The organism is Amnibacterium kyonggiense, assembly GCF_004364555.1.
Classification (GTDB): domain Bacteria; phylum Actinomycetota; class Actinomycetes; order Actinomycetales; family Microbacteriaceae; genus Amnibacterium; species Amnibacterium kyonggiense.
The window spans coordinates 371,985-385,712 of sequence record NZ_SOAM01000002.1 but is presented as its reverse complement, the minus strand read 5'-3'; the positions used below and the strand labels follow the sequence as shown (position 1 = coordinate 385,712).

General features: G+C 75.1%; 14 protein-coding genes. 7 read left to right on the top strand and 7 right to left on the bottom strand.

Translation table 11 applies throughout. The features are described 5' to 3' along the window. The first annotated feature begins 16 nt into the window (after window positions 1-16). The 6 genes from CLV52_RS10225 (at window position 17) to CLV52_RS10200 (ending at window position 5,770) form a co-directional block, all read left to right on the top strand. Window positions 17-868 (top strand): ROK family protein, encoded by an 852-nt coding sequence (locus tag CLV52_RS10225; protein ID WP_162850805.1) that lies wholly within the window; start codon window positions 17-19, stop codon window positions 866-868. A gap of 121 nt (window positions 869-989) precedes the next feature. After that, window positions 990-2,303, top strand: a complete 1,314-nt coding sequence (locus CLV52_RS10220; RefSeq protein ID WP_133766240.1) for a D-tagatose-bisphosphate aldolase, class II, non-catalytic subunit — start codon at window positions 990-992, stop codon at window positions 2,301-2,303. After that, complete coding sequence (locus tag CLV52_RS10215) at window positions 2,300-3,454, top strand: SIS domain-containing protein (protein WP_133766239.1); 1,155 nt, start codon at window positions 2,300-2,302, stop codon at window positions 3,452-3,454. The genes CLV52_RS10220 and CLV52_RS10215 overlap by 4 nt, the downstream gene beginning before the upstream one ends. A 2-nt stretch (window positions 3,455-3,456) precedes the next feature. Next, the gene (locus CLV52_RS10210; protein WP_211342674.1) at window positions 3,457-4,350 is read left to right on the top strand and encodes an N-acetylglucosamine kinase; all 894 of its coding nucleotides are present in this window, start codon (window positions 3,457-3,459) and stop codon (window positions 4,348-4,350) included. Between the two features lie 45 nt (window positions 4,351-4,395). Continuing rightward, the gene (locus tag CLV52_RS10205; protein ID WP_133766237.1) at window positions 4,396-5,385 is read left to right on the top strand and encodes an aldo/keto reductase; all 990 of its coding nucleotides are present in this window, start codon (window positions 4,396-4,398) and stop codon (window positions 5,383-5,385) included. Between the two features lie 181 nt (window positions 5,386-5,566). Further along, a complete protein-coding gene (locus CLV52_RS10200; protein ID WP_119482067.1) occupies window positions 5,567-5,770 on the top strand; it encodes a cold-shock protein in 204 nt (67 codons plus the stop codon). 92 nt (window positions 5,771-5,862) lie between these two features. Here CLV52_RS10200 and CLV52_RS10195 read toward each other — a convergent pair whose 3' ends face one another. From CLV52_RS10195 to CLV52_RS10185, 3 genes are all read right to left on the bottom strand, one after another. Next, entirely contained in the window at window positions 5,863-6,972 is a 1,110-nt protein-coding gene (locus CLV52_RS10195) for a fatty acid desaturase family protein (RefSeq protein ID WP_133766236.1), read from the bottom strand. 159 nt (window positions 6,973-7,131) lie between these two features. After that, window positions 7,132-7,797: a response regulator gene (locus CLV52_RS10190; protein ID WP_133766235.1), complete on the bottom strand. Its 666-nt coding sequence runs from the start codon at window positions 7,795-7,797 to the stop codon at window positions 7,132-7,134. Beyond that, window positions 7,794-9,059, bottom strand: coding sequence for a sensor histidine kinase (locus CLV52_RS10185; protein ID WP_133766234.1), 1,266 nt, complete (start codon window positions 9,057-9,059; stop codon window positions 7,794-7,796). The genes CLV52_RS10190 and CLV52_RS10185 overlap by 4 nt, the downstream gene beginning before the upstream one ends. 67 nt (window positions 9,060-9,126) lie before the next feature. Here CLV52_RS10185 and CLV52_RS10180 point away from each other — a divergent pair, with 67 nt between their 5' ends. Next, the gene (locus tag CLV52_RS10180) at window positions 9,127-9,762 is read left to right on the top strand and encodes a TMEM175 family protein (RefSeq protein WP_133766233.1); all 636 of its coding nucleotides are present in this window, start codon (window positions 9,127-9,129) and stop codon (window positions 9,760-9,762) included. Here CLV52_RS10180 and CLV52_RS10175 read toward each other — a convergent pair. From CLV52_RS10175 to CLV52_RS10160, 4 genes are all read right to left on the bottom strand, one after another. Beyond that, entirely contained in the window at window positions 9,759-10,577 is an 819-nt protein-coding gene (locus tag CLV52_RS10175) for an LLM class flavin-dependent oxidoreductase (protein ID WP_133766232.1), read from the bottom strand. The genes CLV52_RS10180 and CLV52_RS10175 overlap by 4 nt on opposite strands. Before the next feature lie 58 nt (window positions 10,578-10,635). Beyond that, on the bottom strand, window positions 10,636-11,538 hold the full coding sequence (locus CLV52_RS10170) for a DMT family transporter (RefSeq protein WP_133766231.1): 903 nt from the start codon (window positions 11,536-11,538) through the stop codon (window positions 10,636-10,638). Between the two features lie 41 nt (window positions 11,539-11,579). Beyond that, the gene (locus CLV52_RS10165; protein WP_133766230.1) at window positions 11,580-11,819 is read right to left on the bottom strand and encodes a hypothetical protein; all 240 of its coding nucleotides are present in this window, start codon (window positions 11,817-11,819) and stop codon (window positions 11,580-11,582) included. 74 nt (window positions 11,820-11,893) lie between these two features. Further along, window positions 11,894-13,630, bottom strand: coding sequence for a gamma-glutamyltransferase family protein (locus tag CLV52_RS10160; protein ID WP_211342691.1), 1,737 nt, complete (start codon window positions 13,628-13,630; stop codon window positions 11,894-11,896). Between the last annotated feature and the right edge of the window lie 98 nt (window positions 13,631-13,728).

Below are 13,728 nucleotides of genomic sequence, written 5' to 3'. Positions count from 1 at the left end.
CCGGGATGCTGGCGTCATGGACGAGGACGTGCTCGGGGTCGACGTCGGCGGCACCGCGATCAAGACGTGGTGGCACGGCGGCGCGGGGCCGACGGTGCCGACGCCGAAGGGCGACCCGACGGGGGAGCGGACGGCCGATCTGCTGGCCGGGCTCGCCGCCGGCTTCCCGGGCGTCGCCGCGATCGGCGTCGCGACGCCGGGCATCGTCGACGACGAGGCGGGTGTCACGCGCATGTCGGTCAACCTCGGCTGGCAGGAGGTCCCGGTGCGGGACCTCCTCGAGTCGCGGACCGGCGTGCCCGTCGCGCTGACGCACGACGTCCGCGCGGGCGCCGTCGCGGAGCGGCTGACGGGCGCCGGCGCGGGCCGGCCCGGGGCGCTCGTGTTCGCCCCGGTCGGCACCGGGCTCGCCCTCGCGGTCGTCGACGCCGACGCGCGGCCGATCGGCACCGGCTGGGCCGGCGAGGTGGGGCAGCTGCGGTTCGGCCCCGGCCCGCACCGGGGGCTGCGGGTGGAGGAGGTCGCGTCGGCCGGCGGCCTCGCGCTCCGGTACGGCGCGCCGGAGGCGGCCCCGGTGCTGGCGGCGATGCAGGCGGGCGACGCCGTCGCGGCCGAGCGGTGGCGCGAGACCGTCGACGCCCTCGCGGAGGTCCTCGCCTGGACGATCGCGCTCATCGCGCCCGGCACCGTCGCGGTCGGCGGCGGCCTCGCCCGCGCGGGCGACGCCCTCCTCGACCCGCTCCGCGCCGCACTCGCGGAGCGCCTCGCCGGCTTCCCGGAGCCCGTCGTCGTGCCCGCCGCGCACGGCACCGCGGCGGCCGCGATCGGCGCGGCGCACCTCGCCGACGTGCGGCGGCGGTCGCGATGACCGCGCGGACGCCGCGCGCATCGAGCAGTCCGGATGAGCGGTTGCGGCCCCGACCCGGCGCGCAGGCGCTCCTGCACGGACGATGGACGTCGCACTCGACGAAGGGAAGGCGCACGCCCGCATGACGGATCACCTCGGAGCCGTGCTCCGCGCGCACAAGGCCGGACACGCGGTCGGCATCGCCTCCGTCTGCTCGGCGCACCCGCTCGTCCTCGCGGCCGCGATGCGGCAGGCGGCGGCCGACGGCTCGCCGGTCCTGGTCGAGGCGACGTCGAACCAGGTCGACCAGTTCGGCGGCTACACCGGGATGCGCCCGGCCGACTTCCGCGACCTCGTGCACCGGATCGCCGCGGAGGAGGGCCTCCCGGCCGACCGGGTCGCGCTCGGCGGCGACCACCTCGGCCCGAACACCTGGCAGGGGGAGCCGGAGGACGTCGCGATGCCCAAGGCCGAGGACCTCGTCCGCGCCTACGCCGCCGCCGGCTACACGAAGCTCCACCTCGACTGCAGCATGCCGCTCGCCGGCGACGCGACGCCGCTGACGGACGACGTCGTGGCCGCGCGGGCCGCGCGGCTCCTCGTCGCCGCCGAGGCGGCGGCGCCCGACCCCGACGCGGTCCGCTACGTGATCGGCACGGAGGTGCCCGTCCCGGGCGGCGCCCACGAGACGATCGACGCGCTCCGCCCGACGCCGCCCGAGGCGGCGCGCGCGACGCTCGCCGCGCACCGCCGCGCGTTCGAGGCCGCCGGCGCCGGCGACGCGTGGCCGCGCATCATGGCCCTCGTCGTGCAGCCCGGCGTCGAGTTCGACCACGTCCGCGTCTTCGACTACGACCCGTCCCGCACGGAGGCCCTCCAGCACGTGCTCGACGACGAGCCCGACGCCGTGTTCGAGGCGCACTCGACCGACTACCAGCTCGAGGAGGGCCTCGCCGCCCTCGTCCGCGACCACTGGGCGGTGCTCAAGGTCGGTCCCGGCCTCACGTTCGCGCTGCGGGAGGGCCTCCTCGCGCTCGCCGCGATCGAGGACCAGCTCGTCCCCGCCGCCGAGCGCTCCGACCTGCTCGCCGTCATCGAGCGGGTCATGCTGGGCGACCCGGACCGGTGGGAGCGCTACTACGAGGGCACCCCGGACGAGCAGCGCATCGCGCGGCGCTTCAGCTACAGCGACCGGATGCGCTACTCCCTGCCGGACCCGCGGATCGAGGCGGCGGTCGACCGGCTGCTCGCGAACCTCGACGCCGCGGGCGTCCCCGAGCCGCTGCTCAGCCAGTACCTGCCCGCGCAGTACCTCCGGGTCCGACGCGGCGAGCTGCCGAACGAGCCGCGGGCGCTGCTGCTCGACCGGGTCCGCGACGCGCTCCGGCCCTACGCCACCGCGACCCGCGCCGCCGACCTCCCCGCCGAATCCGCCCCGTCTGGAGTCCGCCGATGACCCTTCGAGAGCCTCAGGCCACCGCCGACACCCTCTCCTCCTCCCGCCTCGGCGAGGGGACCGCGACCGAGCGCGAGCTGAGCCGCCAGCCCGACGTCTGGCGGGAGGCGGGCCGGATCGTCGCGGACCGCCGCGAGGCGCTCGACGCCTTCCTCGCGCCGCTGCTCGCCGCCCCGGACCTCCGCATCGTGCTCACCGGCGCGGGCAGCTCGGCCTTCGTCGGCGAGGTCGCCGCCCCGGCGCTGTCGCGGCGGCTGCACCGGAGGATCGAGGCGGTCGCGACGACGGACCTCGTCTCCGACCCTGCCGGCCGCCTCGCGGAGGACGTGCCGACCCTGCTCGTCTCCTTCGCCCGGTCCGGCGACAGCCCCGAGAGCCTCGCGGCGACCGAGACCGCCGACCGGGTCCTGCGGGACGTGCACCACCTCGTCATCACCTGCGCGGCGGAGGGGCGGCTGGCCCGCGTGCACGCCGACCGGCCGCGGTCGTTCGTGCTCCTCACGCCGGAGCGCTCGAACGACGAGGGCTTCGCGATGACGTCGAGCTTCACCTCCATGCTCCTCTCGGTGCTGCTCGTCCTCCTCGGCGACGACGAGCAGGTCGTGGGCGCGGTCGCGGACGCCGGTGCGCAGGTGCTCGACGCCCGCGCCCGCATCGAGGCGCTCGCCGCACGGGCGCCCGAGCGGATCGTGTTCCTCGGCAGCGGTCCGCTCGCCGGCATCGCGCGCGAATCGGCGCTGAAGGTGCTCGAGCTCACCGCCGGCGGCATCGACACCTACTTCGACTCCGCCCTCGGCTTCCGGCACGGCCCGAAGGCGGTCGTCGACGGGGCGACGCTCGTGGTCGTCTACGCCTCCGCGGACCCGTACACGAGCCGGTACGACGACGACATCGCGCGCGAGCTGCGCGCCGCGATCGGCGACGACGCGGTGCTGACCGTGCGCGCCTCCGGCGGCGGGGAGGCCGACTGGGTGCTCCGCGGCCTGGACGGGCTCGACGACGGCTGGCTCGCCGTGCCGTTCGTCCTCGTCGGGCAGCTGCTCGCGCTGACCGCCTCGGTCAACGCGGGCGTCCCGACGGACAACCCGTTCCCCGGCGGCGCCGTGAACCGCGTCGTGCAGGGCGTCACGATCCATCCGCTCGAGGACTGACCGTGGCGCGCTTCCTCGGGGTCGACGGCGGCGGCACGAAGACGGCGTTCGTGGTCGCCGACGAGCACGGCGCGGTGCTCGCGGAGGCGACGGCGCCGAGCCTGTACGCGTTCCCCGCGGACGCCGGGCTGATCCGATCCGTGCTGCGGCAGGGCCTCGACGCGCTCGGGATCGAGCCGGCGACGATCGACCGCGCCTTCTTCGCGCTGCCCGGCCACGGCGAGTCGACGCCGGACCTCCCGGTGCTCGAGCGCGTGCCAGGCGAGGTGCTCGGGCACGAGCGCTACGCCGTCGGCAACGACATGGTCGCCGGCTGGGCCGGCTCGCTCGGCGGCGCCGACGGGATCAACGTCGTGGCGGGCACCGGCTCGATCGCGTACGGCGAGTGGGCCGGCCGCACCGCTCGGGCCGGCGGCTGGAGCGAGGTGTTCGGCGACGAGGGCTCCGGGTACTGGACGGCCGTGCGCGGGCTGAGCGCGTTCACCCGGATGAGCGACGGCCGCCTGCCGCGCGGCCCGCTGCACGCGCGGATCCGGGAGGCCGTCGCCGCACCGACCGACCTCGACGTGATCGGCGTCGTCGTGGGGGAGTGGGCGGAGGACCGCGCGCGGATCGCGGCCCTGTCCCGGGTGGTCGTCGCGGCCGCCGAGGACGGTGACGCGGTCGCGTCGGCGATCGTGGAGGAGGCGGGCCGGGAGCTCGCCGCGCTCGTGCAGGCGGTGCGTCGGACGCTCGGCGCCGAGGGCGTCGTCCCGGTCTCGTACTCGGGCGGGATGTTCCAGGCGCCGCTCGTGCTCGCCGCCTTCACCGCGGCGCTCGGCGACGCCGTCGACCTCCGCGCCCCGCTGCACGGCCCCGCGCTCGGCGCCGCCCTGCTGGCGCGACGCCTGCCCTGAGCGACGCCCATCCCGCTCCGAACCGGCGGACGTAGCGTCGGTCGCATGCAGACGCGCGCACTCGGCACCCACGGCCTCGAGGCCTCCGCCATCGGGCTCGGCACGATGGGCTTCACCATGGCGTACGGCCCCGGGCCCGACCGGGCCGAGGCCGTCCGCACGATCGCGAAGGCCCACGAGCTCGGGGTCACCTTCTTCGACACCGCCGAGCTGTACGGCCTCGGCCGCCACCTGAACGAGCAGATCGTCGGCGAGGCGCTCGCGCCGTACCGGAAGGACGTCGTCATCGCGACGAAGTTCGGCTTCCGCTTCGGTCCGGACGGCCGCCCGAGCGGGCTCGACAGCCGCCCGCAGCACATCCGCGACGTGGTGGAGGACAGCCTCCGCGCGCTCGGCACGGACGTCATCGACGTCCTGTACCAGCACCGCGTCGACCCGGACGTGCCCATCGAGGACGTCGCGGGCGCCGTGCGGGGCCTGATCGACGAGGGCAAGGTGCGGTTCTTCGGGCTCAGCGAGGCCGGCCCGGAGACGATCCGGAAGGCGCACGCCGTGCAGCCGGTCTCCGTCCTCCAGACCGAGTACTCGATCTTCGAGCGCCAGGTCGAGGACGCGGTTCTGCCCGTCGTCGAGGAGCTCGGCATCGGCTTCGTCCCGTACTCGCCGCTCGGTCGCGGGTTCCTGACGAGCGACGTGCGCCCGGCGGAGGAGTACTCGGAGGACGACTTCCGCCGCCACAACGCCCGCTGGCAGGGCGAGCACTACGCGGCGAACCGCCGCATCGTCGACGAGCTGCACGCGTTCGCCGCGCAGAAGGGGATCACCACCCCGCAGCTCGCGCTCGCCTGGCTGCTCGCGCAGGGCGACGAGGTCGTGCCGATCCCCGGCACCCGCAGCGTCGACCGGATCCGGGAGAACATCGGCGCCGCCGACGTCCGGCTGAGCCCGCAGGACCTGGCCCGCATCCAGGAGATCGTGCCGGACGGCGCCTCCGGGTCGCGCTACCCCGAGGCGTCCACCCCGGTCTGGGTCTGACGGCACGGATTTCCGCTCAGCCGTAGGCGAGTGCGACGCCCTGGGCTACGGTGGGTACCGCAGTTGTGTTGTAGCAGGTGGATTGACTTTCGACGGCGTAGCCGGCGATCTCGAACGCGTGTGTTCAGCGTGGCGCCGATCCGGGACCTCCGGGTCGAACGATTCGAGAAAGCAGGCACATATGGCTACCGGTACCGTCAAGTGGTTCAACGGCGACAAGGGCTTCGGCTTCATCGCCCCCGACGACGGAGGCGCCGACCTCTTCGCGCACTTCTCCGCCATCCAGGGCAAGGGTTTCCGCAACCTGGAGGAGAACCAGCGCGTCGAGTTCGACATCGCGCAGGGCGACCGCGGCCCGCAGGCCGCGAACATCCGCGCGGTCTGAACCCATCGGGTTCGGGGCGCTTCTGATTCGTCCCACGAATTGAACGAAGGGCCCGGGAGCATCGCTCCCGGGCCCTTCGGCATGTCCGCGTCCTACGCCATGCGCATCGCCGCGGCGGCCGGGCAGTCGAACGGGTCCGCCGCCTTCAGGCCGATGCGGTGCACGGAGCGCACCACGTCCGCCATCGCGCGGGGGAGCGCCCGCTCGGTATAGGGCAGCCCCATCTCGAGGCAGTAGTCACGGATCATGCGCCGCGCCGCGCGAAGGTTCGCGCTCGGCAGGCTCGGGAACAGGTGGTGCTCGATCTGGTGGTTCAGGCCGCCCATCAGGAAGTCGACGGCGGGACCGCCCGTGATGTTGCGGGACGTGAGCACCTGGCGGCGGAGGTAGTCGACCTTCTGCGTGTGCGCGATCTGCGGCATGCCGATGTGGTTCGGGGCGAACGCGCCGCCGAGCAGGAAGCCGAAGAGCAGCAGCTGGACGGCGAGGGCGACGAGGCCGATGACCGGCCCGGCGCTCAGGACGAACAGGGCGGGCAGGCCGAGGAGCCGCACGGCGAGCAGCAGCGACTCGACGCCGCGGTGCTTCACGCCCTCCTTGGAGAGGAGCATCCGGATGGTCTTGACGTGCAGGTCGAGGCCCGTCAGCGTCATCGCAGGGAGGAAGAGCCAGCCCTGCCGACGGCGCACCCAGGCGCCGACGCCGGTCGACCGGGCTGCGGCATCCTCCTCCGTGAACACGATGAGGTTCGGGTCGAGGTCCATGTCCTTGCCGAGCGTGTTCGGGTTGCCGTGGTGGCGCGTGTGCTTCTGCATCCACCAGCCGTAGCCGAGCCCGACGACGAGGTTCGCGACGATCCGCGAGAACCACTCGTTGCGCTTGCCGGACTCGAACACCTGACGGTGGGCCGCGTCGTGCGCGAGGAACCCGGCCTGGGCGAAGACGACGCCGAACCAGGCGGCGACCCCGAGCTGCCACCAGCTGTGGCCGACGAGGACGGCGGCCGTGATGCCGACGCCGAGCGCGACCGCGAGCAGGACGGTCCGCAGCACGTACGAGCCGTAGCGGCGCTCGAGCAGGCCGGCCGCCTTCACGCGGCGGGACAGCTCGGTGTAGTCGCTGGCGTGCGCGGCCTGTCCGGCGCCCTTCGGCACCCGCCGCGGCAGGGTCGAGCGGAACGGCGGAGCGATGGTGCTGGTCACCGGATCGACGGTACGGACGGGCCCCTCGGCGCGAATCCCTCCGCAGAGCCGTCCTCGACCCCGTACCCGAGTACTGCCCCCGGCGTGTCGCGCCCTGCTCAGCCCCGCCCCGCCGGTCGAGGTGCGAGCGGAGCGAGCCTCGAGACCACCCCGCCTCGCTCAGTCGCCCGGGACGACGAGACCCGACTCGTAGGCGACGACCACGGCCTGGGCGCGGTCGCGGAGGCCCAGCTTCGTCAGCACCCGGCTGACGTGGCTCTTCACGGTCTGCTCCGCGATGAACAGCACCTTCGCGATCTCGCCGTTGCTGCGGCCCTGCGCGACCTGGCGGAGGACCTCCCGCTCCCGCTCGGTCAGGACGTCGAGGTCCGAGCCGATCGCGGTCGTGCCGGTCGGCCGCGCCGCGAACCGCTCGATGAGGCGGCGGGTGACGCTCGGGGCGAGCAGGGCGTCGCCGCGGGCGACGACCCGGACCGCCTCGACGAGGTCGTCGGGCAGCGCGTCCTTGAGCAGGAAGCCGCTCGCGCCGGCCCGCAGCGCCTCGAGCACGTAGTCGTCGACGTCGAACGTCGTCAGCACGACCACCTTCGGCGGGCGGCCGCCCGCGGCGGCGAGGATCTCGCGCGTCGCCTCGATGCCGTCGAGCACCGGCATCCGCACGTCCATGAGGACGACGTCGGGCCGCGTCGTCGCCGCGAGCCGGACGCCCTCGGCGCCGTCGGCCGCCTGGCCCACGACCTCGATGTCGGGCTGCGCGTCGAGCAGCGCCGCGAAGCCCGCGCGCACCATCGCCTGGTCGTCGACGACCAGCACCCGCACGGTCATGCGGTCGCTCCGGATCGGACGAACACGGGCAGCCGCGCCTCGACCGCGAACCCGCCCTCCTCCGTCGGCCCGAACCGGACGGTGCCGCCGGCGATCGCGGCCCGCTCGGTCATGCCGACGAGCCCGTGCCCGGCCCGGCCGTCGACGGCGGGCTCGCCGGTCGCGGTGTTCACGACCGAGACGACGATGTCGTCGCCGACGCGGGCGAGCGAGACGGTCACGTCGGAGCCGGGGGCGTGCCGGATGGCGTTGCTCGTCGCCTCCTGCACGATCCGGTACGCGGTGATGCCGGTGAGCGGCCCGACGCCGACGGTCCAGGGCCCGCTCGGCTCCTCGAGCACGATCGCCGTGCCGGCGCGGCGGGCCTGCGCCACGAGCTCCTCGATGTCGTGGAGGCCGGGCTGCGGGCGCCGCTCCGCGTCGTCGTCCGCGCCGCGGAGCACCCGGAGGAGTCCGCGCATCTCGTCGAGCGCCTCCCGCGACTGCGCGGCGATGCGGTCGAACTCGTCCGCCGCCTCGGCGCTGAACCCTTGGTGGCGGAACCGCGCCGTCGACGACTGGACCGTGATGATCGACAGGCTGTGCGCGACGACGTCGTGCAGCTCGCGGGCGATCCTCGTGCGCTCCTCCGCGACGAGGCGGCGCTCCGCCTCCTCGGCCGCGAGGCGTCGCTCGTGGAGCAGCTCGGACCGCACCCGCCGCCACTGCAGCAGCAGCAGGGCGACGACGATCAGCGCCGCCGAGATGCTGCCGAACACGGCGACGTCGACGGAGGTCTCGTCGCCGCTCGCCGGGCGGAGGACGGCGGCGAGCACGGCGGACAGCACGACCGCGATGAGCCAGTGCAGCAGCGCGACGGGCAGCGTCGTCCGGGCCGCGACCGCGCCGAGCACGAGGCACTGCGTCACGATGAGCACCGGTGACCACGGCCACAGCACGGACCCGGTGTCCGCGGTCAGCCACTGCAGGGCGAGCGCGGCGGCGAGCGAGATCGGCGCGGCGACGTTCGGGATGCGGAGCGCGAGCGGCACGGCGCCGACGTGGACGATCACGAGCGCGAAGGCGAGCGGCAGCGGCAGCTCCGGCGCGGCGACGAGGAGGGTCTCCACGAGCACGAGCACGACCGCCGCGAGCAGCGCGGCGCCGCGCAGCACCCGATCGCCGCGGAGCCGACCCGTCCAGCGGACCGCCGAGCTCGTGACCCGTCCGATCCGCGCGAGGACGCCCGCTCGCGCTCGGACCGCTGCTGCTGAAGCGGACATGCCGCCTCCCTCCGCCGTCCTGGCGGTCGACCCCTTCCAGGGTACGCGTCGGCGGTAGCGTGCTCGCGTGCGGACGGGGCGGATGGAGGCCTTCAGCGACGGCGTGATCGCGATCCTCATCACGATCATGGTCCTGGAGCTGCCGAAGCCGGACGGCGGGTCGTGGGCCGCGATCCGGGCCGATCTGCCGGTGCTCCTCGCCTACGTGCTGAGCTTCGTCTACCTCGGCATCTACTGGAACAACCACCACCACATGCTTCAGGCGGTGCGGCGGGTGAGCGGCCCCGTCCTCTGGGCGAACCTGCACCTGCTCTTCTGGCTCTCGCTGGTGCCGTTCGTGACCGACTGGATCACGGAGGTGCTGGGCGAGAAGCGACCGGAGGGCGAAGCGCCCGACCTCACGGCGCCGCTCGTCGCCTACGGCGCCGTCCTGCTCGCCGCCGGGGTCGCCTACTTCATCCTGCAGACCGCGCTGATCCGGGCGGAGGGTCGCGACTCCGCGCTCGCCGCCGCGGTCGGCCGGGACGTGAAGGGCAAGATCTCCGCGCCGCTCTACCTCGCCGGGATCCTGCTGTCGCTCGTGCAGCCGCTCCTCGGCGCCGCCGTCTACGTGCTCGTCGCGGTGCTGTGGTTCGTCCCGGACCGCCGCGTGGAGCGGCAGATCGCGCACCAGGCCGCGCACGGCGAGCCCGAGCAGGACTAGGGGCCGGCCTCGATCCGCGCCCGGACGGCGACCGGATCGAGCCCGTACGGCCCGAAGCGGGTGAGCACCCAGGTCGCGCCGGCGGCCGCCCAGGCCGCCGCGTCGCCGTCGGCGGGGATGTCCGCCACGATCTCGAAGCCGTCCGTGCCGCCGCGCTCGGCCTCGATCGCGTCGCGGACCGCGACGACGCCCTCCGGTCCCGGGTAGCCGATCACGAACACGCCGTCGTAGCCGGCGGCCCGGCGCAGGGGCTTCGGCTTGCCGAACCGGGCCGCGATCCAGATCGGGACCGGGCGCTCGGGCGCGGGCAGGAACCGCACGTCCTCCGCCCGGTAGTGCCGGCCCAGGTGCTCGACGAGATGGCCGCCGAGCAGGCCGGTGACGACGTCGAGGCCCTCGTCGAGCATGTCGCCGCGCACGCGCGCGTCCGCCTCGTCGCCGAACCGGCTCATCTCGCCGAGCCAGTCGTCGCCGCTGCCGAAACCGAGCACGAGTCGGCCGCCGGACAGCAGGTCGAGGCTCGCCGCCTGCCGGGCGACCACGTGGGGGCGGCGCCGGGGGAGCGGGGTGACCATCGGGCCGAACAGCACCCGCTCGGTGCGCGCGGCGATGGCCGCGCAGCAGATCCACGGATCGGCGAGCGCGGCGACCGGGGGCGAGTACCGCATGTGGTCCCACACGAAGACGCCGTCCCAGCCGGCCTGCTCCGCCGCGACGGCGAGGTCGGCGACCGCACGGGGGTCGGCGAGGGCGTCGAACGGCGGGAGGAACAGCCCCCGCTTCGCTCGGGCGGGCGTGCTCGGCTCCGTCACCATCCGACCATCGTGGCCCGTCCCGGGCGGGCGCGGGCGGACGTGCCCCGCTCTTCAGGGGTCATCCCGACGGGGAGCCGGGCGTGTCCGCAGGTCGCGGCGGGTGCCGAGCCATGAGGGCGACGCCGGCGATCGCGACGAGCTCGGCCGCGGCGAACACGGCGAAGGTCCAGCCCGGCGCGTGCCGGGCCTGACCGAGGAGGACGATCCCGAGCGTCACGGCCACGAGCGGGTCGACCACGGTCAGCGCGGCCACGACGAGGTCCGCGGATCCGGAGGAGTAGGCGCGCTGCACGAGCGAGATGCCCGCGAGCCCCGCGGCGCCCGCGGCGACGAGGACGAGGAGCGTGAAGCCGATCCCGGGCCGCAGGAGGTCGCCGGCGCGCACCGCCTCCGCGCCGCGGTCGAGCACGACCTTCATCAGCGTCGCGACGAACCCGAAGCAGACGCCGCCCGCCGTCGCGAACACGAACGCGGGGAGGCGGCGGCGCAGGAGGGCGTAGCCGATGAGGAGGGCCAGGAGCACGAACCCGGCGAGCACGAGCACCGGGACGACGACCGCCGCCGGCTCCGGTGCCGTCGTCGTGGCGAAGGTCGCCGTGACCACGAACGCCGTCGTACCGGCGAGGCAGACGGCGATGCCGATCGCGCCCCACCGCTGGATCCGGGCGTGCGCCACGCGGCGGCTGAGCAGCGCGGTGACGACGAGCGACAGCACGCCGATCGGCTGGACCACGGGCAGCGGCGCGAGCAGCAGGCCGACCAGCTGCAGCAGGATCGCGAGCGTCAGGAACCCGGAGCCGAGCAGCCAGCCGCCGCTCGTGAACAGACCCAGGATGCGGCGGAGCCCGGAGCGACGCGCGTCCTCCGCGCCCTCCACGCCGCGGACGCCGCGACCCTGGAACTGGGCGCCGAGCGCGAGCAGGACGGTCGACAGCAGCGCCGCACCGACGCCGAGGACCACCCCCGGACGCTAGCCGCGCCCCCTGGGTGGACGGGGCGCGCTCAGTCCAGCTCGCCCGCGAGCTCCTCCGCGGTCAGCCGGTCGCCCGGCTCCGGCCGACGGAATCGGCCCGGTTCCGCCGCGCGATCCGCGGCGGCCAGCTCCTCCGCGTTGTGCTCCTCCGCCGAGCCCGTCAGCACGTCGGGCTGCTCGTCGTCCTCGAGGTCCGCGAGCTCGCGCCGCTCCTCGACGTCCGCCGCCTCCTCGGGCGGCACGGGGAGGAAGGGATCGCTGGAGGACATCCCCGAAGCGTGCTGCGCCGGGGTGTCCGGCGGGTGAACGCGGGCCGGGAGGCGGGGCGGCGGCGGCCGGGTCGTCAACGGCCCGCGGCGTACCCCTGCATCGCGCGCGGGTTCGCCGCGGCGTGGACCGTGCCGGCGGCAGGGTCCCGGCCGACCGTCGACAGCCGGCCGAGCGTCCAGTCGCCCGCGCGGTCCACGCGGTGGCCGCGCCGTTCGAGCTCGGCGATGACGTCCTCGCCGAGGCGGTCCTCGACGACGAGGCCGCCCGGCTCCCACGTCCGCGGCCAGAACGATCCCGGGAACGACGTCGTGTGGAAGGCGGGCGCGTCGATCGCCTCCTGCGGGCTCCACCCGCCGACGAGGGTGCGGAGGAGGTGGAGCAGCTGCCACTGGTCCTGCTGATCGCCCCCGGGCGAGCCGAGCGCGCCGACCGCCCGCCCGTCGCGGAGCAACAGGGTCGGGGTGAGCGTCGTCCGGGGTCGGCGCCCCGGCGCGAGCGTCGACGGCGTCCCCTCCTCGAGCCACGTCATCTGGAGGCGCGTGCCGAGGCAGAACCCGAGGCCCGGGATCGTCGGGGAGGACTGCAGCCAGCCGCCGGAGGGGGTCGCCGAGACGATGTTGCCCCACCGGTCGACGACGTCGAGGTGGCAGGTGTCGCCGCGCAGGTCGCCGGTCGACTCGATGGTCGGCTCGCCGACGCCGGCGACGCCGGATGCGTACTCCGCCGCGGTGCGCAGGCGGGGGAGCGGCGGCGTCCCGCCGGCCCGGCCGGGGCGCAGCTCGGTCGAGGCGCGGTCGCCGATGAGCGTGCGGCGCTCGGCGGCGTAGTCCTTCGACAGCAGGACGTCGACCGGCACGGGCGCGTCGTCGCCGAACCACGCCTCCCGGTCCGCGAGGACGAGCTTCAGCGTCTCCGCGATCGTGTGCACGCCGTCCGCGGTCGAGGGGTCGAGCAGCGCGTCGTCGAGCGGCTCGAGAATCGCGAGCGCGGCGAGCAGTGCCGGCCCCTGACCCCACGGGCCGGTCTTCGCGACGGTCGTCCCGCGGAAGTCCCGGGTGACGGCGGGCTCGAAGGACGCGCGGAACGCGGCGAGGTCCTCGGCACGGATGACGCCCGCGTGATCGCGCCCGTCGGCATGGCGGTGCGGTTCGCGGACGAATCGATCGATCTCCTGCGCGACGCGGCCGGTCGCCCAGGCGTCGCGGGCCGCGCGGATCCGCCCGGCGCGATCGCCGGCGCCGGCGCCGGCCGCGACGAGCTCGTCGAGCACCGCCGCCCACGTCGGATTCGCCACCCGCTCGCCGGGCTCGGGCGGCGTGCCGTCGGGGTGGAGCCAGCGTGCCGCGGAGGTGGGCCAGTGCGCACGGAAGAAGGGGGCCATGCTCGCGATCGAGCGGGCGACGCCCGCTGAGAGCGGGTGCCCGTCACGAGCGATGTCGACGGCGTAGGTCAGGACGTCGCGCAGCTCCCAGGTGCCGTGCGTCTCGAGCAGGAGCAGCCAGGCGTCCGTCGCGCCCGGGACAGCCGCGGCGAGGGCGCCGCTTCCCGGGACGAGGTCGAGTCCCTCCGCCGCGAAGTGCGTGAGGGTCGCGCCCGCCGGCGCGGGCCCCTGACCCATGAGCACGACCGGCGTACCCGGGTCCTCCGCGGTCGCGAGGATCGCGGTGAGATCGCCACCGGGCCCGTTGAGGTGGGGTTCGACGAGGTGCAGCACGAACGCCGCCGCGACGGCCGCGTCGAACGCGTTGCCGCCCCGCTCGAGCACCGACTGCGCGGTCCCCGTCGCGAGCCAGTGCGTCGACGCGCTCATCCCGAACGTCCCGACGAGATCCGGCCGCGTGGTGAACGGGGGAGGCGCGGAGAACGGCACGCCTCACCCTCCCACCCGGACGTCGGAGTTCACGGACG

Excerpts from the sequence above, each read along its gene's own strand:
- CLV52_RS10225 (WP_162850805.1), top strand. The coding sequence starts at position 17 with ATGGACGAGGACGTGCTCGGGGTCGACGTCGGCGGCACCGCGATCAAG.
- CLV52_RS10220 (WP_133766240.1), top strand. The coding sequence starts at position 990 with ATGACGGATCACCTCGGAGCCGTGCTCCGCGCGCACAAGGCCGGACAC.
- CLV52_RS10215 (WP_133766239.1), top strand. The coding sequence starts at position 2,300 with ATGACCCTTCGAGAGCCTCAGGCCACCGCCGACACCCTCTCCTCCTCC.
- CLV52_RS10205 (WP_133766237.1), top strand. The coding sequence starts at position 4,396 with ATGCAGACGCGCGCACTCGGCACCCACGGCCTCGAGGCCTCCGCCATC.
- CLV52_RS10200 (WP_119482067.1), top strand. The coding sequence starts at position 5,567 with ATGGCTACCGGTACCGTCAAGTGGTTCAACGGCGACAAGGGCTTCGGC.
- CLV52_RS10190 (WP_133766235.1), bottom strand. The coding sequence starts at position 7,797 with ATGACCGTGCGGGTGCTGGTCGTCGACGACCAGGCGATGGTGCGCGCG.
- CLV52_RS10185 (WP_133766234.1), bottom strand. The coding sequence starts at position 9,059 with ATGTCCGCTTCAGCAGCAGCGGTCCGAGCGCGAGCGGGCGTCCTCGCG.
- CLV52_RS10175 (WP_133766232.1), bottom strand. The coding sequence starts at position 10,577 with ATGGTGACGGAGCCGAGCACGCCCGCCCGAGCGAAGCGGGGGCTGTTC.
- CLV52_RS10165 (WP_133766230.1), bottom strand. The coding sequence starts at position 11,819 with ATGTCCTCCAGCGATCCCTTCCTCCCCGTGCCGCCCGAGGAGGCGGCG.
- CLV52_RS10160 (WP_211342691.1), bottom strand. The coding sequence starts at position 13,630 with ATGAGCGCGTCGACGCACTGGCTCGCGACGGGGACCGCGCAGTCGGTG.